The organism is Variovorax humicola (genome assembly GCF_037889915.1).
Classification (GTDB): Bacteria; Pseudomonadota; Gammaproteobacteria; order Burkholderiales; family Burkholderiaceae_C; genus Variovorax; species Variovorax humicola.
This window is the reverse complement of the sequence record NZ_JBBKZV010000002.1, coordinates 436,669-450,882: the sequence shown is the minus strand read 5'-3', so window position 1 is coordinate 450,882 and position 14,214 is coordinate 436,669. Positions and strand designations below refer to the sequence as shown.

At 68.2% G+C, this 14,214-nt stretch carries 11 protein-coding genes; 3 read left to right on the top strand and 8 right to left on the bottom strand.

The features are described 5' to 3' along the window. Positions 1-20: 20 nt before the first annotated feature. From WKW80_RS06025 to WKW80_RS06005, 5 genes are all read right to left on the bottom strand, one after another. Entirely contained in the window at positions 21-2,477 is a 2,457-nt protein-coding gene (locus tag WKW80_RS06025) for an efflux RND transporter permease subunit (RefSeq protein WP_340362633.1), read from the bottom strand. Further along, on the bottom strand, positions 2,478-3,557 hold the full coding sequence (locus tag WKW80_RS06020) for a WD40/YVTN/BNR-like repeat-containing protein (RefSeq protein ID WP_340362632.1): 1,080 nt from the start codon (positions 3,555-3,557) through the stop codon (positions 2,478-2,480). It lies immediately after the preceding gene. Between the two features lie 14 nt (positions 3,558-3,571). Further along, a complete protein-coding gene (locus WKW80_RS06015) occupies positions 3,572-4,945 on the bottom strand; it encodes a DUF1329 domain-containing protein (protein WP_340362631.1) in 1,374 nt (457 codons plus the stop codon). Positions 4,946-4,983: 38 nt separating this feature from the next. Then, positions 4,984-6,819 (bottom strand): DUF1302 domain-containing protein, encoded by a 1,836-nt coding sequence (locus tag WKW80_RS06010; RefSeq protein ID WP_340362630.1) that lies wholly within the window; start codon positions 6,817-6,819, stop codon positions 4,984-4,986. 80 nt (positions 6,820-6,899) lie between these two features. After that, positions 6,900-7,370: a 2,4'-dihydroxyacetophenone dioxygenase family protein gene (locus tag WKW80_RS06005; protein WP_340362627.1), complete on the bottom strand. Its 471-nt coding sequence runs from the start codon at positions 7,368-7,370 to the stop codon at positions 6,900-6,902. 210 nt (positions 7,371-7,580) lie between these two features. On the opposite strand from WKW80_RS06005, the gene WKW80_RS06000 reads away from it, so the two are divergent. Further along, positions 7,581-8,621 (top strand): helix-turn-helix domain-containing protein, encoded by a 1,041-nt coding sequence (locus WKW80_RS06000; RefSeq protein WP_340362629.1) that lies wholly within the window; start codon positions 7,581-7,583, stop codon positions 8,619-8,621. Positions 8,622-8,669: 48 nt separating this feature from the next. On the opposite strand, the gene WKW80_RS05995 is transcribed toward WKW80_RS06000, so the two are convergent. The 3 genes from WKW80_RS05995 to WKW80_RS05985 all read right to left on the bottom strand — a co-directional run bounded on the left by WKW80_RS05995 (position 8,670) and on the right by WKW80_RS05985 (position 11,679). Beyond that, complete coding sequence (locus WKW80_RS05995) at positions 8,670-9,866, bottom strand: zinc-binding dehydrogenase (protein ID WP_340362628.1); 1,197 nt, start codon at positions 9,864-9,866, stop codon at positions 8,670-8,672. A gap of 61 nt (positions 9,867-9,927) precedes the next feature. Continuing rightward, a complete protein-coding gene (locus WKW80_RS05990; RefSeq protein WP_340362627.1) occupies positions 9,928-10,398 on the bottom strand; it encodes a 2,4'-dihydroxyacetophenone dioxygenase family protein in 471 nt (156 codons plus the stop codon). Positions 10,399-10,626: 228 nt separating this feature from the next. Beyond that, a complete protein-coding gene (locus tag WKW80_RS05985; RefSeq protein WP_340362626.1) occupies positions 10,627-11,679 on the bottom strand; it encodes an AraC family transcriptional regulator in 1,053 nt (350 codons plus the stop codon). A 114-nt stretch (positions 11,680-11,793) separates the two neighbouring features. Between WKW80_RS05985 and WKW80_RS05980 the strand changes: the two genes are divergently transcribed. Together WKW80_RS05980 and WKW80_RS05975 are read left to right on the top strand one after the other, a co-directional pair. Then, positions 11,794-13,308, top strand: a complete 1,515-nt coding sequence (locus WKW80_RS05980) for a flavin-containing monooxygenase (RefSeq protein ID WP_340362625.1) — start codon at positions 11,794-11,796, stop codon at positions 13,306-13,308. Between the two features lie 17 nt (positions 13,309-13,325). Further along, positions 13,326-14,207, top strand: coding sequence for an alpha/beta hydrolase (locus WKW80_RS05975; protein WP_340362624.1), 882 nt, complete (start codon positions 13,326-13,328; stop codon positions 14,205-14,207). Positions 14,208-14,214 lie beyond the last annotated feature (7 nt).

Genomic DNA, 14,214 nt, shown 5'->3' with positions numbered 1-14,214 from the left:
CCTTGATCGTTGGTGGTGGGTCAGGCCGGCACGGCGAGGCCGGCCGGATTGGCTTTCCTGAAGTGGCTGTCGTTCAGCAGGAAGTGCGACAGCGCGGGGATCAGCACGAGCGCGCCGACCATGTTCCAGAGGAACATGAAGGTCAGCAGGATGCCCATGTCGGCCTGGAACTTGATGGGCGAGAAGGCCCAGGTGATGACGCCTGCGGCGAGCGTGATGCCGACGAGCGCGACGACGCGGCCGGTGAACATCACCGCGTCGCCATAGGCCTTGCCCAGCGGGAGGCCGCGGCGCTGCCCGGCCAGCTGCACCGAAAGCAGATAGAGCGCGTAGTCCACCCCGATGCCCACGCCGAGTGCAATCACCGGCAGGGTCGCGACCTTCACGCCGATACCGAGCCACACCATCAGCGCCTCGCACAGGATCGAGGTGACCACCAGCGGGATCACCGCCACCAGCACCGCCCGCCACGAGCGAAACGTCAGGAAGCACAGCGCGATCACCGCCGCGTAGACATAGAACAGCATGGTGCGGTTGGCTTCGCGCACCACGATGTTGGTCGCAGCCTCGATGCCCGCCGATCCCGCGGCCGGCAGCACCTGCACGATGGCCGGATCGGTCGGATGCGCCTTGACGAAGTCCTCCACCACGGCCAGCACCTTCTGCAGCGTCTCGGCCTTGTGGTCCGAGAGATAGGCCACCAGCGGCATCACCGAGCACTCGGTGTTGAACAGCTCCGGGTTGTTCACCGTGGCCTGCTGCGCGCCGTAGTTCAGCACGTCCTGGTTGCGCGAGATGGTCAGCCACTTCGGGTTGCCCTCGAAGGAGCCGGCCGTGATCTGGCGCACCACGTCCTGCAGGCCGAGCGTGGCGCGCACCTCGGGCAGCTGCTGCAGTTCCCAGGCCAGGCGGTCGACATGCGCGAGCGTCTCGTACTTCAGGCAGCCTTCCTTGGGCGTCTTGACGATCACCGCGAACAGGTCGCTGGACAGCGAATAGTTCTTTGCGACGAAGGCGTCGTCGCGGTTGTAGCGCGAGTCGGGCCGCAGCTCGGGTGCGCCGGGATCGAGGTCGCCCACCTGCAGCTTCAGGCTCACGGCGAAGCCGAACGCGGCCAGCGCGAGCGAGCCCAGCACCGCCGCCAGTGCCCAGCTGCGTCGCTGCGCAAACTTGTCCAGCACGCCCCACGCACTTGCGCCGCGGCCGGCGGCCTGGTCCTGTTCCACCCGCAGGCTGCGCTCGGTTGCCGCCGGGCTCACGCCGACATAGGACAGCAGCACCGGCAACAGCATCAGGTTGGTGAAGATCAGCACCGCGACGCCGATGCTGGCGGTCATCGCGAGTTCGCGGATCACCGGGATGGGGATCAGCATCAGCACCGCGAAGCCGACCGCATCGGCCATGAGCGCAGTGACGCCCGCCAGGAACAGGCGCCTGAAGGTGTAGCGCGCAGCGACCAGCCGGTGCGTGCCGCGGCCGATGTCCTGCATGATGCCGTTCATCTTCTGTGCGCCATGGCTCACGCCGATGGCGAAGACCAGGAAGGGCACCAGCATCGAATAGGGGTCGAGTTCGAGACCGGCCAACTGCACCAGCCCGACCTGCCACAGCACCGCGACCAGCGAACACGCCAGCACCATCGCCGTGCTGCGCACGCAGCGCGTGTAGCCGTACAGCAGCAACGCCGCGATGACGGTGGCCGCGCCGAAGTACATCATCACCTGCACCAGGCCATCGAGCAGGTCGCCGATGATCTTGGCGAAGCCGATCACGTGCACCTTCACGCCCCACGGCTGGCCGTCGGCAGCCAGCCCGCGCTCGTACTTGTCGCGGATCCTGGTCTCGATCTCGCGCGACAGGCGCCAGTAGTCCAGGCGCTTGTCCTTGCCGCCGTCGAGCAGCGGCGCGACGATGGCACTCGACTTGAAGTCGTTGGACACCAGGTTGCCCACCAGGCCGGCGCGCGCGACGTTGAGCTTGAGCTTGTCGACGCTTGCGGCCTTGCCGTCGAAGTTGTCGGGCATCACCGGGCCGCCCTGGAAGCCTTCTTCCGTCACCTCGGTCCAACGCGTGCCGGGCGTCCACAGGGACTTGACCCAGGCGCGGTCCACGCCCTCGGTGAGGAACAGGTCGTCGTTGATGTGCTTGAGTGCGTCGAGGTAGCGCGCATCGAAGATGTCGCCCTTGTCGTTCTCCACCACCACCCGCAGCGTGTTGCCCATGCCGCGCAGGTCGCTGCGGTTCTGCAGGTAGTTCTGGATGTAGGGATGACCCACCGGGATCATCTTGTCGAAGCTGGCGTTGAGCGACACGCGGGTCGCGAGGAAGCCCAGCACGAGTGTCGCGGCCAGGCAGGCCAGCGCCACCAGCAGCCTGTGGTTGAAGACGGCGCGCTCGAGCCACGAGCCCGAATCGCGCGGGAAGCGGGCAAGGTCGCGCACGACCGGCATGCGGTCCAGCCCTGATGAGATAGCCATTTACTTGTCCTTGGAGATCAGTTCGATGCTGCGCAGGCCGCGTGGGCCGCCGAGCACGAGTGCGGTGTTGCCGCTGAAGGCGACGGCGGCCAGCGGCAGCTGCGACTGCAGCGCAGGAACCGCGAAGTTGCGGCCGCCATCGCCGCTGATGGCGATGCCGCCGCCCTGGTCGACCAGCGCCAGCGTGCCGTCCGCGCCGACGGCGCTGGCCACGATGCTGGCCCCGAGGCCGGTCTTCACCGCCGCCCAGCTTGCGCCTTCGTCCATGCTCAGGAAGGCGTGGCCGCGCATGCCGAAGGCCAGCAGGCCGGCCTGGGTGGCGGCCAGGCCGAACAGGCTGCCCTTGTAGGGCGAGGCCAGCGCGCGGAAGCGTCCGGCCTCGGGATCGAGCTTGAGCAGCAGGCCGCTCTCGCCGGCGATGTAGAGCGCGCCACCCGCGGCGTGGATCGCGTAGAGATTGAGCAGCCCGGCGTTGTCGACGCGGTCGAACCACGACGCCCAGGTCTTGCCGCCATCGGCGGTGTGCAGCACCAGGCCGTAGGCGCCGACCACGAAGCCGTTGTCGGCGTCGGCGAACCAGACATCGAGGAAGGGCTTGTCGGGGCCGGCCTCGGCATTGCGCTGGGCCTCGGCCAGCAGGCGGCGGTCCTCCTCGCTTGCGTGGGGTGCAGCGGCGCGGCGCTGCATGCGATCAAGGGCCAGTGCGTTGGCCTGGCGCCCGTCGAGCAGGCGACTCCAGTGCAGACCGCCGTCGCGCGTGCCGAGCACGACGCCGTCGTGCCCGGTCGCATAGCCCACCTGGGCGTCGACGAAGCGCACGGCCGTGAGGTCCGAGCTCACCGGCACGGTGGCCTGGGTCCAGCGCTGGCCGCCGTCGTCGGAAAGCACGACGTGGCCGCGCTGTCCGATCGCGACGAGCCAGTTGCCGGCACGCGCGATCCCGGTGATCAGGCGCGCGCCGGCCAGCGCGCTGGCGCGCGCCGGGCGCTCCAGCACCTCGCCGGCCGCGGCGACTGCGGGCGTGGCGCCCGAGGCGGCCAGCGCGCCCAGGGCGCCCAGCAGCATGCTTCTGCGTTGCACGGGTCGTCTCCGGATCAGCGCACGCCGCTGCCGGCCAGCGCGTCGGCCGACCAGGCGTTGGCCGACTGCGGCTCGGTGTACTTCACGCCGACGTTGTAGGCACCCATCAGGCCGGTCATGTTGTAGCCGCCGGTGGTGAAGTCGTGGATCGACTGGCCGATGCTTGCCGGCGCCGGCACGTCATAGGACGGATTGGTGTAGGCAAAGCCCGCGCGATACAACTGGCCGCGCGCGTCGTACTGGTCGGAAGCCACGGCGATCCAGCTGTCCTCGTCGATGTAGAAGGTGCGCTTGGCATAGATGTGGCGCTTGTCGGCCTTCAGCGTCGCTTCCACCACCCACAAGCGGTGGGCTTCCCAGCGCACGAAATCCGGGTGGATGTGGTTGGGCGTGGTCGCCGCATACGGGTCCTTCGCGTAGAGCAGCTTGAAGGTGTTGTAGGGGACCAGCATTTCCTGCTTGCCCACCAGCTTGAAGTCGTAGCGGTCCATCGCGCCGTTGAAGATCCAGGCATCGTCGTAGGTCGAGGCGCCGGCCGAACCGGGGTTGGGCGTGTCGTAGGCGATGTCGGGTGCCAGCTTCACGCGGCGCTGGCCGGGCAGGTACTGCCAGGCGCGGCGGCCGTTCTTCATCGGGTTGATGTAGTCCTGTCCGAGCAGGGCCTCGCCGGCACGGCGCGCCGGTGCCGTGTAGGCGATCTTGGTGCGGAAGTAGATGTCGCTGTCCGCCGAGGGGCGGCTGCGCTTGGGGTCGTAGTACGGGTAGTCCATGTAGATCTGGCCCGTGGTGGCGAGCACCGCCTTGCCGGTGGAATCGACGTTGATCGAGTCGTACTGGGTGTAGTAGCTCTGGCCGGTGTAGCGCAGCAGGTGGTTCCACATCACCTCGTTGCCGGTCTTGGGGATCGGGAACGGGATGCCGGCGAAGGTGCCTTCGAGGGCGAGGCCGTCGTCGGTGGTCTTGACCGAGGTGGCGTTCTTCACCGAGTTGTCCAGCACGTACTTGGGGAATGCCATCGAGCGGTGCGAGGGGTACACGTCGACGCGCATGGTCGGGTACTTCTTCAGCAGTTCCCTGGTGCCGGCCGTGAGCTTCGCGTCGTACTGCGCCATGTTCTGCTGCGTGATGGCGTATAGCGGCTTGTCGGCGGCGAACGGGTCGGGGCGGATGCCCGAGCCCTTCTCGTAGCCGGCCGGCGGCGCGGTGAGGCCGCCGGTGTACTCGGGGATGCTCTTGTCGGCATTGCCGGCACGCTCGGCGCCGGTCGGCGTGAGGGTGGTGCCGAGCTTTTTGGCTTCCTCGGGCGCGACGGCTGCCAGTGCGCAGTGGCTGGCCAGTGCGAGCACTGCGCCGGCCCACAGGGTGCCGGTCTTGGAAAGGGTGTTCATGGGATGTCTCCTTGGGGTGGGGTGGGGGTGGATTCGACTTAGAAAGTGGTCTTGAAGGTCAGCAGCACGTGGCCGCGATCGGACAGCACCGCGTTGGTGCCGTTGGCGACGTTCAGGGCGCCGGCCGGCGTCTTGACGTAGTCGCCATAGAAGCCGACATAACGCAGCGCGACGCTGTATTTGCTGTAGAGGTCGGCAGCGATGCCGATGCCGAAGGAGCCGGCCTTCTCGTTGCCGCCCGAGGTCACGGCGGAGTTGCCCGACAGGCCCCCCGACCAGCTCAGCGGCATCGACAGGTCCACGCCCGGGAACACCTGGTACCAGGTCGGCGTGAAGTTCAGGCCGAGGCCGAAATAGTCCTTGCTGACCGCGTCGATGTTGGCCGGGTTGGCGCGGTAGGCCGCACTGCCCTTGAAGGCGCCGGGGTTCTGAGTCACGCCGAGCCAGCGGTTCCACACCAGCTCGGCGTTCCAGCTCGCGGCATCGAACAGCGGCGTCTTCGAGACGGTGCCCAGCAGGTTGAACACGCCGTGCATGGTGTTGCCGCGTGCGCCGGGCGTGTCGTTGCCCAGCGCGGCCAGCGCGCCGAGCGAGACCTGGCCAGCGGCCGGGTTGGCCAGGGCCGCCGGCAGCACGGTCACCGGCACGCTTTGCAGCGGCATGTTGTGGCGGTAGCTCAGCTCGGCGCCCAGGCTCAGGCCGGCCACGTTCTTGGCCAGGCTCAGGCCGTAGATGTCGATGTCGCGGCCGTAGTAGGCGCGGTACTGGCCGACCTGGCCCGCCTGGATCTGCGCCAGCGTGGCCACGCCCGGGTTGATCTGGCAGGTGGTCGGTCCGAGCGGGCGCAGGCCCGCGGCGCTGCACGCGCCGGCCGGCACGCCGGCCGCCACGCCCGGGAGCAACGCGAGCTGCGGCTGGATGTCTGCGGTGCGCCGGCCATAGAGGCCGGCGGTGCCGTCGAGCCAGCTCGGGCTCCAGCGCGCCGACAGGCCGAAGTCGCCGGTCTTGCGGGGATCGCCGCTCGCGCCTTGCAGCAGGCGCTGGCCGGGGCCGGCGATGAGCGAGTCGCCGCCATGCAGCAGCGCATCGTTGACGGTGAGGTAGCTGCCCGACTCGGGGTAGCGCGCGCTTTCCCAGTCGAAGAAGGTCTGTGCCGAGATCGACAGCTCGGGCGTCGGCTGCACCTGCAAGGTCATCGAATTGCGCGGCCGGTAAAGCTCCTTGGCCTCGATGCCCGGCGTGGCGAGCGCCTTCCACAGGTCGAGCGAGTACTGGCCGTACGAGATGCCGTGCACCGCGCCGCCGCCGAGCAGGCTCTCGCCCCAGTAGACGGTGTGCTTGCCGGCGCGCAGGCTGACGTCGGTGTCGCCGAGGGTGGTGCTGCCGAAGACGAAGGCATCGAGCAGTTCGCCCGAGGCCCCCTTCGCATAGCGCGAGGTGTAGGGCGACAACGCGCCCGCGGTGGGCACGCCGTTGACCAGCGTGTTGGCCGTGGCATTGTTGCGGTCGTCCAGGCTGGTGTAGGCGTTGTCGTACCAGCCCGCGCCGCTCACCCGGAAGCCGTACTTCTTGTCCACCACCAGGTCGAGTTCGCTCAGCAGGTCGAGGCGGTTGGCGATCAGCGAGTTCTTGCTGAAGTTGCGGTCGCCGTCATCGAAGTTGGGATTCGCCAGGATGGCCGGGTCCTGGGCCTGTGTGCGTGCGCCGAGGTTGTAGCGCAGCGTGTTGTCCCAGCGCAGGACGACATCCGGATTGCCGGTGTCGATCTCCATGGCGTGGGCGGGCAGGGCGACGGCGATGAGGGCCAGGGCGGCGCTGGAGATCGCACTCAGGCGATGGCTTGCGACGGAAAGGCGCGAAAGGGCAGAGGGCACGAAAAAGACTCTCGAGGTGGAAAGGAATGGCGGGCCGCATGGCCCGCCCGGGATGGGTCGATGCGCGGGCGTGCGGTGGCTCAGTTGAAGGCGGTGATGTCGCGTGGCGCGATGTCGTTGGCCTGGCAGAAGGCCTCGTAGCGCTGCACCGCGGTCTTCCAGTTCTCGATGGCGAGCACGTTGTCGTTGTCGTCCATGTAGAGCAGGTCGCCGACCACCACGTTGAGGGTGATGACCTCGTCGCTGTCGCCCACGAAGGTGGGGGTGTGGGCCGAGCCCGCGGTCTCGAACACGATGCTGCCGGGGCCGGCGACCCAGTCGTGCTCGATGTACTTCCAGCTGCCCTTGATGGTGTAGACGATGACGGTGCCCGAGTGGTGGTGCTTGGGCATCTGTGCGCCGGCGGGGGCCTTGAGCAGCGTGATGGTCTCGCCGCGCACGGGGTCGGCCTTGAAGTACTTGATCAGCACGTCGTTGCTGTAGGGCGAGAAGGGCACCCAGGGGGTGGAGGCGTCGTCGATGACGGAGGTGTCGACCTGATGGTGAAACATGGTGGGATTCCTGTGTGAGTGGGGGTCTGAAAAGGGGGGGTCAAGTGGCACGCGTGATCCGCATCGGATGGCGTGCAGGGATGATCGAAAAATTCGCCGGATCGAACAAAGTCCGTGGTTGACAGCTGCTGGTCAATTGCCGACAAACGGGGGAATACCCTGTGCGTTGGGGTAGCCCGCGAGCCCGGCCAGGACGTAAAAAACCAAGCCATGAACCTTTCGACCAAGCGCGTGCCGGTGCGGTACTTCTCGCTGATGCTGGGCTACCTGTCGGCACAGGGCACCGACACCGCACGCCTGCTGGCCATGGCGCAGATCGAGCCGGCGCGCTTCGAGCGCGGCGACGGCACGCTGCTGCCGGGCGAGGTCGACGCATTGGTCGTCGCGGCCTGTCGCCTCACGGGACGCGGCGATCTCGGTTTCGACGTGGGACGGATGATCAAGCTCAACGCGCATGACGAGCTCGGCTATGCGCTGCTCAGCTGCCAGAACCTCGACCACCTGCTGCGCCTCGCGAGTCGCTACTACCACTTCATCAACGAGCTGTTCACGATGCGCTACCGGCGCGGGCCCGGCGGTGGGGAGAGCGTGTTCAGCCCGGTGGTCGCCATGCCACCGGACACCATGCGCTTTGCGATGGAGATGATCGCGGTGTCGGTGCAGGCGCAGTTCCAGCTGCTGTTCGAATCCGACCCGCCCGCATACGACGTGCGCATGGCGATGCCCGCGCCCGCACATCACGCGCGCTACACGAGGCTGCTGCCGGTGCGCTTCCACTTCGACGAGGGGGCACTCCCCGGCATCACCATCGAGATGGGCAGCGCGGTGCTCGACAGGCCGCTGCCGATGGCGCTGCCGCGGGTGGTGGAGCAGTTCGAGGAGCGCATGAAGACACCGCGCCACCACCGTCCGGTGCCGGATGCGGGGTGGGGCGAGTACGTCACGATGATGCTGCGCGAGGCGCATGGCCAGCAGGTCACGCTGGAAGACCTGGCGCGCCGGATGAACATCTCGGCGCGCACCATCGACCGCAACCTGAAGAAGGAGCACCTGCAGTTTCGCGATCTCTCGCAGCAGGTGCGCTTCGAGAGCGCGCGCGCGATGCTGGCCCGTGGCGACGCGACGGTGGCGCAGGTGGCGCTGCAGTTGGGCTTCAGCGACCCGGCCAATTTCGGCCGGGCCTTCCGGCGCCAGGCGGGCATGACGCCCGGCGAGTTCCAGCAGCAGGCCGCCGCGCGGCGCGGCGCCTGAGCCGGTGGGCGCGCCGGCGCATTGGCGGCCAGCGCGCCCCGTTGGTCCTCAGGCCGCCATCAGCGGCGCGCCGCGGGGCATCGATGCCAGCTCGGCGCCCATGCGCTCGGGGTCGATCAGGATCTTCGCGTGCTCCTCGGGATTGCCCAGCGCCGTGAAGGCATGGTTCACGCCTTCGAGCCCGACCAGGCCGCTGATCAGCGGCGAGCAATCGACCTTGCCCTCGGCGATCATGTGCAGGGCATCGCGGAACTCCAGCGGCGAGTAGCCCAGCACGAAGCGCAGGTCGATCTCCTTGTTGATCGCCAATGCCGGCTCGATCTTGTCCTGCTGCATGCACACGCCGGCCACGACCACGCGCGAGAACAGCGGTGCGCCCTCGATGATGTTCTGCAGCACGCCAGGCACGCCCACGCATTCGAAGACCAGCGGACGCTTGGGCTTCAGGCCGGCCTTCTCGGCCACGCGCCAGACCTGCCACCAGGGCAGCGGCAGCTTGCCGAGCTTCTCGCGCGTGCCGATGGCCAGCTCGAGCAGGCCGGGCAGCGTGCCGACGAAGCCGTACTGTTCCCAGTTCTCGTACGGCGACTCCTTGGCCGGATCGATCACGACGTGCGCGCCGCATCGCCTGGCGAGCTCGCGCCGACCGGGCGAGAAGTCGCTCGCGATGATGGTGCGGACGCCGCGTGCCTTGAGGATGCAGATGATGGTCAGACCGACCGGGCCGCAGCCCACGACGATCGCCACGTCGTTCTTCTTCGCCTCGGCACGCTGCACCGCGTGCAGGGCCACCGCCATCGGTTCGGTCAGCGCGGCCTGGTCGGCATCGAGGCCGTTGGGCACCGGCACCATCATCGACTCCTCGACGATGATGCGCTCCGCGTAGGCGCCCGGATAGCGCGTCGACCAGCCGATCAGCTCGAAGTCCGCGGTGCCGTGGCGCAGGAAGGGCACGGCGCACACGCGGGTGCCGGCGCGCAGCTTGCGGCTGGTCTTCGGCCCGTGCTCGATCACCTCGCCGCAGAATTCGTGGCCGAACACCATCGGCTGATCGGCGCGCGGGAAGTTGGCGTAGCCCATGCGCCCGGCCAGCTGGCCCATGTGGTTGCAGTGATGGCGCACGTGCAGGTCCGAGCCGCAGATGCCGCAGCGCAGCACCTTGAGCAGAACCTGGCCGGGGCCGGGCTGCGGCTCGGGGAGCTCGGCGATGCTGAGCTCAGCGTCTTGGCAGACGACAGCTTTCATGATGGAAATCTCGGTGAAGGTGGTGAAGCAGGCGCCGCGCGGCGCCTGCGTGCCGGGTGGCTCAGTTGAAGGCGGTGATGTCGCGCGGTGCGATGTCGTTGGCCTGGCAGAAGGCCTCGTAGCGCTGCACCGCGGTCTTCCAGTTCTCGATGGCGAGCACGTTGTCGTTGTCGTCCATGTAGAGCAGGTCGCCGACCACCACGTTGAGGGTGATGACCTCGTCGCTGTCGCCCACGAAGGTGGGGGTGTGGGCCGAGCCCGCGGTCTCGAACACGATGCTGCCGGGGCCGGCGACCCAGTCGTGCTCGATGTACTTCCAGCTGCCCTTGATGGTGTAGACGATGACGGTGCCCGAGTGGTGGTGCTTGGGCATCTGTGCGCCGGCGGGGGCCTTGAGCAGCGTGATGGTCTCGCCGCGCACGGGGTCGGCCTTGAAGTACTTGATCAGCACGTCGTTGCTGTAGGGCGAGAAGGGCACCCAGGGGGTGGAGGCGTCGTCGATGACGGAGGTGTCGACCTGGTGGTGAAACATGGTGGGATTCCTGTATGAGTTGGGGTCTGAAAAGGTGGTCAAGTGGCACGCGTGATCCGCATCGGATGGCGTGCAGGGATGATCGAAAAATTCGCCGGATCGAACAAAGTCCGTGGTTGACAGCTGCTGGTCAATTGCCGACAAATGGGGGAATACCCTTGAGATCAGGCCCGGCCAAGGCGTGCGCCAGTGCCGGGTGCCGCCCGCGTCGGGCGGCAAGGCGCGTCGTCATCGCGGGCCGGGGTGGCGCGCGCTGGCCGCAGGCGACGCTTCGGCGCCGCGCCGGACCTCGGTCGGCGGCATGCCGAACCAGCGCCGGCAGGAGCGCGTCATTGCCGATTGCTCGGAAAAGCCGAGCAGGTCGGCCAGCTGCCCCATCGGGATGCGGGTCTCGCGCAGGTAATGCAGCGCCGCATTCCTGCGCGTCTCCTCGCGCAGCGCCTCGAAGCTGGTGCGCTCGGCGGCCAGGTGGCGCTGCAGGGTGCGCGGATGGAGCGCGAGCAGGTCGGCCACGTCGGCCTTGCTGCCGCGCGGCGTGCCCAGCGTGCGGCGCAAGGCCAGGCGCACGCGCGCCGAGACGCTTTCTCCGGGCATGCGGAAGTGCCGCGCCAGGTAGTCCTCGGTGATCTGCCGCAAGGCCGGGTTGGTGTCCTGCAGCCTCGCGTCCAGCGTCGCGGGCCCGAGGTGCAGGGCGGCGCGCGGCTGCTCGGCATGGACCGGTGCGCCGTCGAAGAAGCGCCTGTAGGCCGCCAGCGGGGCCAGCGGTGCATGCGGCAGCGAGACCGCCCGCAATTGGTAGCCTGGACCGGCCAGCAGGCGCGTGATGCGGTGCATGTCGCCCAGGCACAGGTCGACGGTTTGGCGCTGTGCCGGCAAGCGCGCCAGGTGCAGCTCGAAGCTCATCTCCGCGGCACCATCGATCAGGGAGCTGCGCTCATGCACGCCCACCACCAGCCCGGGGCTGTGCACGAACATGTGGCTCGACACATAGCCCCAGGCCTCGCGCACCGTGGGCGCGTTCTGCAGCACGAGGGCCAGCGGCCCGAGCACGCTGGCGTCTTGCGCCTGCGCGAGGCGCAGCCCGAAGTCGGCACAGCCGGTCTCTGCGGCACTGGCCTCCAGCAGCTGCACGCCGGCGCGCAGCGACACCAGGGCGTCCTCGTCGGCCAGCGATTCCGGCGCGATGCGGCAGCGGCGAAGCAGCGCGACCGGGTCGTGCCCCAGGCTGCGCATGAGCGCCAGGTAGCCCCGCAGACCGCTTGCCCGAACCATGGCCGTCATGTCTCGGAATGTCAAATAGAAGTCTCGTCATGTCAAGAACAGAAGGCGGATGCCCGGAATACTCCTGCCATCGACTCAACAACCCATCCACCCCAACGCGAGAGAAAGAAAGACATGGAGACAAACCACTACGACGTCCTGATCATCGGTGCCGGCCTGTCCGGCATCGGCATGGCCTGCCACCTGCAGAAGGAATGCCCCGGCAAGCGCGTCGGCATCCTGGAGCGGCGCCAGGCCATCGGCGGCACCTGGGACCTGTTCCGCTACCCGGGCATCCGCTCCGACTCGGACATGTTCACCTTTGGCTACAAGCTGCGCCCCTGGCACGAACTGAAGGTGCTGGCCGACGGGCCCTCGATCCGCCAGTACGTCAGCGACACGGCGCGCGAGTTCGGCGTCGACAGGAAGATCCGCTTCGGCATCCGGACCACGCAGGCGGCCTGGTGCAGCGAGCAGAAGCGCTGGACCCTGGGCGCCATCGACGAGGCCACGGGCGAGGCCGTGACCTTCACCTGCAGCTACCTGGTGAGCTGCACCGGCTACTACAACCACGACGCCGGCTACCTGCCGAGCTTCCCGGGCATCGAGCGCTTCCAGGGCCAGACCATCCATCCCCAGTTCTGGCCGGAACAGCTCGACTACCGCGGCAAGCGCGTGGTGGTGATCGGCAGCGGCGCCACCGCGGTGACGCTGGTGCCCAGCATGGCCAAGGACACCGCCCACATCACGATGCTGCAGCGCTCGCCGAGCTATGTGTTCTCGCTGCCCTCCTACGACAAGATCTCCGAAGTGCTGCGGCGCGTGCTGCCCGATCGCTGGGTCTTCGGCATGGCGCGCAAGCGCAACCTCCTGATCTCGCGCGTGATCTACAAGGCCTCCAAGCGCTGGCCCGGCAAGATGCGGCAGCTGCTGCTGGCCGGCGTGCGCAAGCAGCTGGGCGAGGACTTCGACATGACGCACTTCTCGCCCAAGTACAACCCCTGGGACCAGCGCCTGTGCGCGGTGCCCGATGCCGACCTGTTCAAGGCCATCCGCGCCGGCAAGGCCTCGGTCGTCACCGACCAGATCGACACCTTCACGGAGAGCGGCATCCGCCTGAAGTCCGGCAAGGAACTGCAGGCCGACATCATCGTGACGGCCACCGGCCTGCAGATCCAGTCCTTCGGCGGCATGCAGCTCAGCGTGGACGGCAAGGCCGTGCCGGTGAACCAGCGCATGACCTACAAGGGCGTGCTGCTGCAGGACGTGCCCAACATGGGCTGGATCTTCGGCTACGTCAATGCCTCCTGGACGCTCAAGGTGGACATGTCGGCGGCCTACATCTGCCGCCTGCTCAATCACATGGACGAGAAGGGCATCGCTGTCGTCACTGCCCGCGCGCCGCAGGGCCAGATGCAGGACGAATCGATCGTCGCGGCGCTGCAGTCGGGCTACGCGCAACGCGGCGCGTCCGAGCTGCCGCGCCAGGGCCGCGGGCTGCCGTGGCGCATCCTGCACAGCCCCGAGAAAGACCATGTGATGCTGCTGAAGGATCCGGTGGAGGATGCGGCTCTGGAGTTCGGCAGCGCGCAGGCCCCCCGGGCCGCTGCAGCAGCGCCGCACCGCGCACCGGTCTCGGTGGGCGCGTGAACCGGGGCGTCGCGACGATGAAAAACATCGATTCCTCCTTCGAGAGCAAGGGCCTGCGCTGTGCCGGCACGCTGCTGTTGCCCGGCCAGGGCGAGTGCCCGCCGGTGATCGTGATGGCGCACGGCTTTGCCGGCGTGCGCGCCATGCTGATGCCGCATGCACGACGCTTCGTCGAGGCCGGCTATGCCGTCTATCTGTTCGACTACCGCAGCTTCGGCGACAGCGAAGGCCAGCCGCGCCACTGGGTCGACCCCTTCCGCCATCTGGAGGACTGGGACGCGGCCATCCGGCATGTGAAGTCGCTGCCGCAGGTGGACGGGGAGCGCATGGTGCTGTGGGGCACCTCGCTTTCCGGCGGCCACGTGGTGTGCATGGCGGCGCGCGGACACCGCATCGCCGCGGTGATCGCCGGCCATCCGCTGATGAGTGGGCTGGCCGCGGTCGCGCACATGCCCTTCCTCAAGGTGCTCAGGCTCACCCTCGCGGGACTGCGCGACCTGGCCGGCAGCCTGATCGGCCGGCCGCACTACCTGCCGGTGGTCGGCCGCCCCGGCGACCTCGCCGTGCTGACCGGCCCCGAGGCCTGGGGTGGCATGCAGCAGCTCCAGGCCATCGTCGACGGGCCTTGGGAGAACAAGGTGCTGGCGCGCGTTGCGCTGAAGATTCCGCGCTACAACCCGATCCGCAAGGCGCGCGGGGTGCGTGTGCCGACCCTGGTGATTGCGGGCGCCAACGACAGCATCGTCTCGGCCCAGGTTGCGCGCAAGGCGGCGGGGCGCATGGCCGATGCGCGCTTCACGCTGCATGCGTCGGACCACTTCCAGCCGTACTACGGCGATTTCCTGGAGGAGAACGTGCGCACGCAACTGGCCTTCCTGCGCAAGCAGGTGGCGCTGTGAGGCGCAG

Coding starts and splice junctions, on each gene's coding strand:
- WKW80_RS06025 (WP_340362633.1), bottom strand. CDS start 2,477: ATGGCTATCTCATCAGGGCTGGACCGCATGCCGGTCGTGCGCGACCTT.
- WKW80_RS06015 (WP_340362631.1), bottom strand. CDS start 4,945: ATGAACACCCTTTCCAAGACCGGCACCCTGTGGGCCGGCGCAGTGCTC.
- WKW80_RS06005 (WP_340362627.1), bottom strand. CDS start 7,370: ATGTTTCACCATCAGGTCGACACCTCCGTCATCGACGACGCCTCCACC.
- WKW80_RS06000 (WP_340362629.1), top strand. CDS start 7,581: ATGAACCTTTCGACCAAGCGCGTGCCGGTGCGGTACTTCTCGCTGATG.
- WKW80_RS05995 (WP_340362628.1), bottom strand. CDS start 9,866: ATGAAAGCTGTCGTCTGCCAAGACGCTGAGCTCAGCATCGCCGAGCTC.
- WKW80_RS05990 (WP_340362627.1), bottom strand. CDS start 10,398: ATGTTTCACCACCAGGTCGACACCTCCGTCATCGACGACGCCTCCACC.
- WKW80_RS05985 (WP_340362626.1), bottom strand. CDS start 11,679: ATGACGGCCATGGTTCGGGCAAGCGGTCTGCGGGGCTACCTGGCGCTC.
- WKW80_RS05980 (WP_340362625.1), top strand. CDS start 11,794: ATGGAGACAAACCACTACGACGTCCTGATCATCGGTGCCGGCCTGTCC.
- WKW80_RS05975 (WP_340362624.1), top strand. CDS start 13,326: ATGAAAAACATCGATTCCTCCTTCGAGAGCAAGGGCCTGCGCTGTGCC.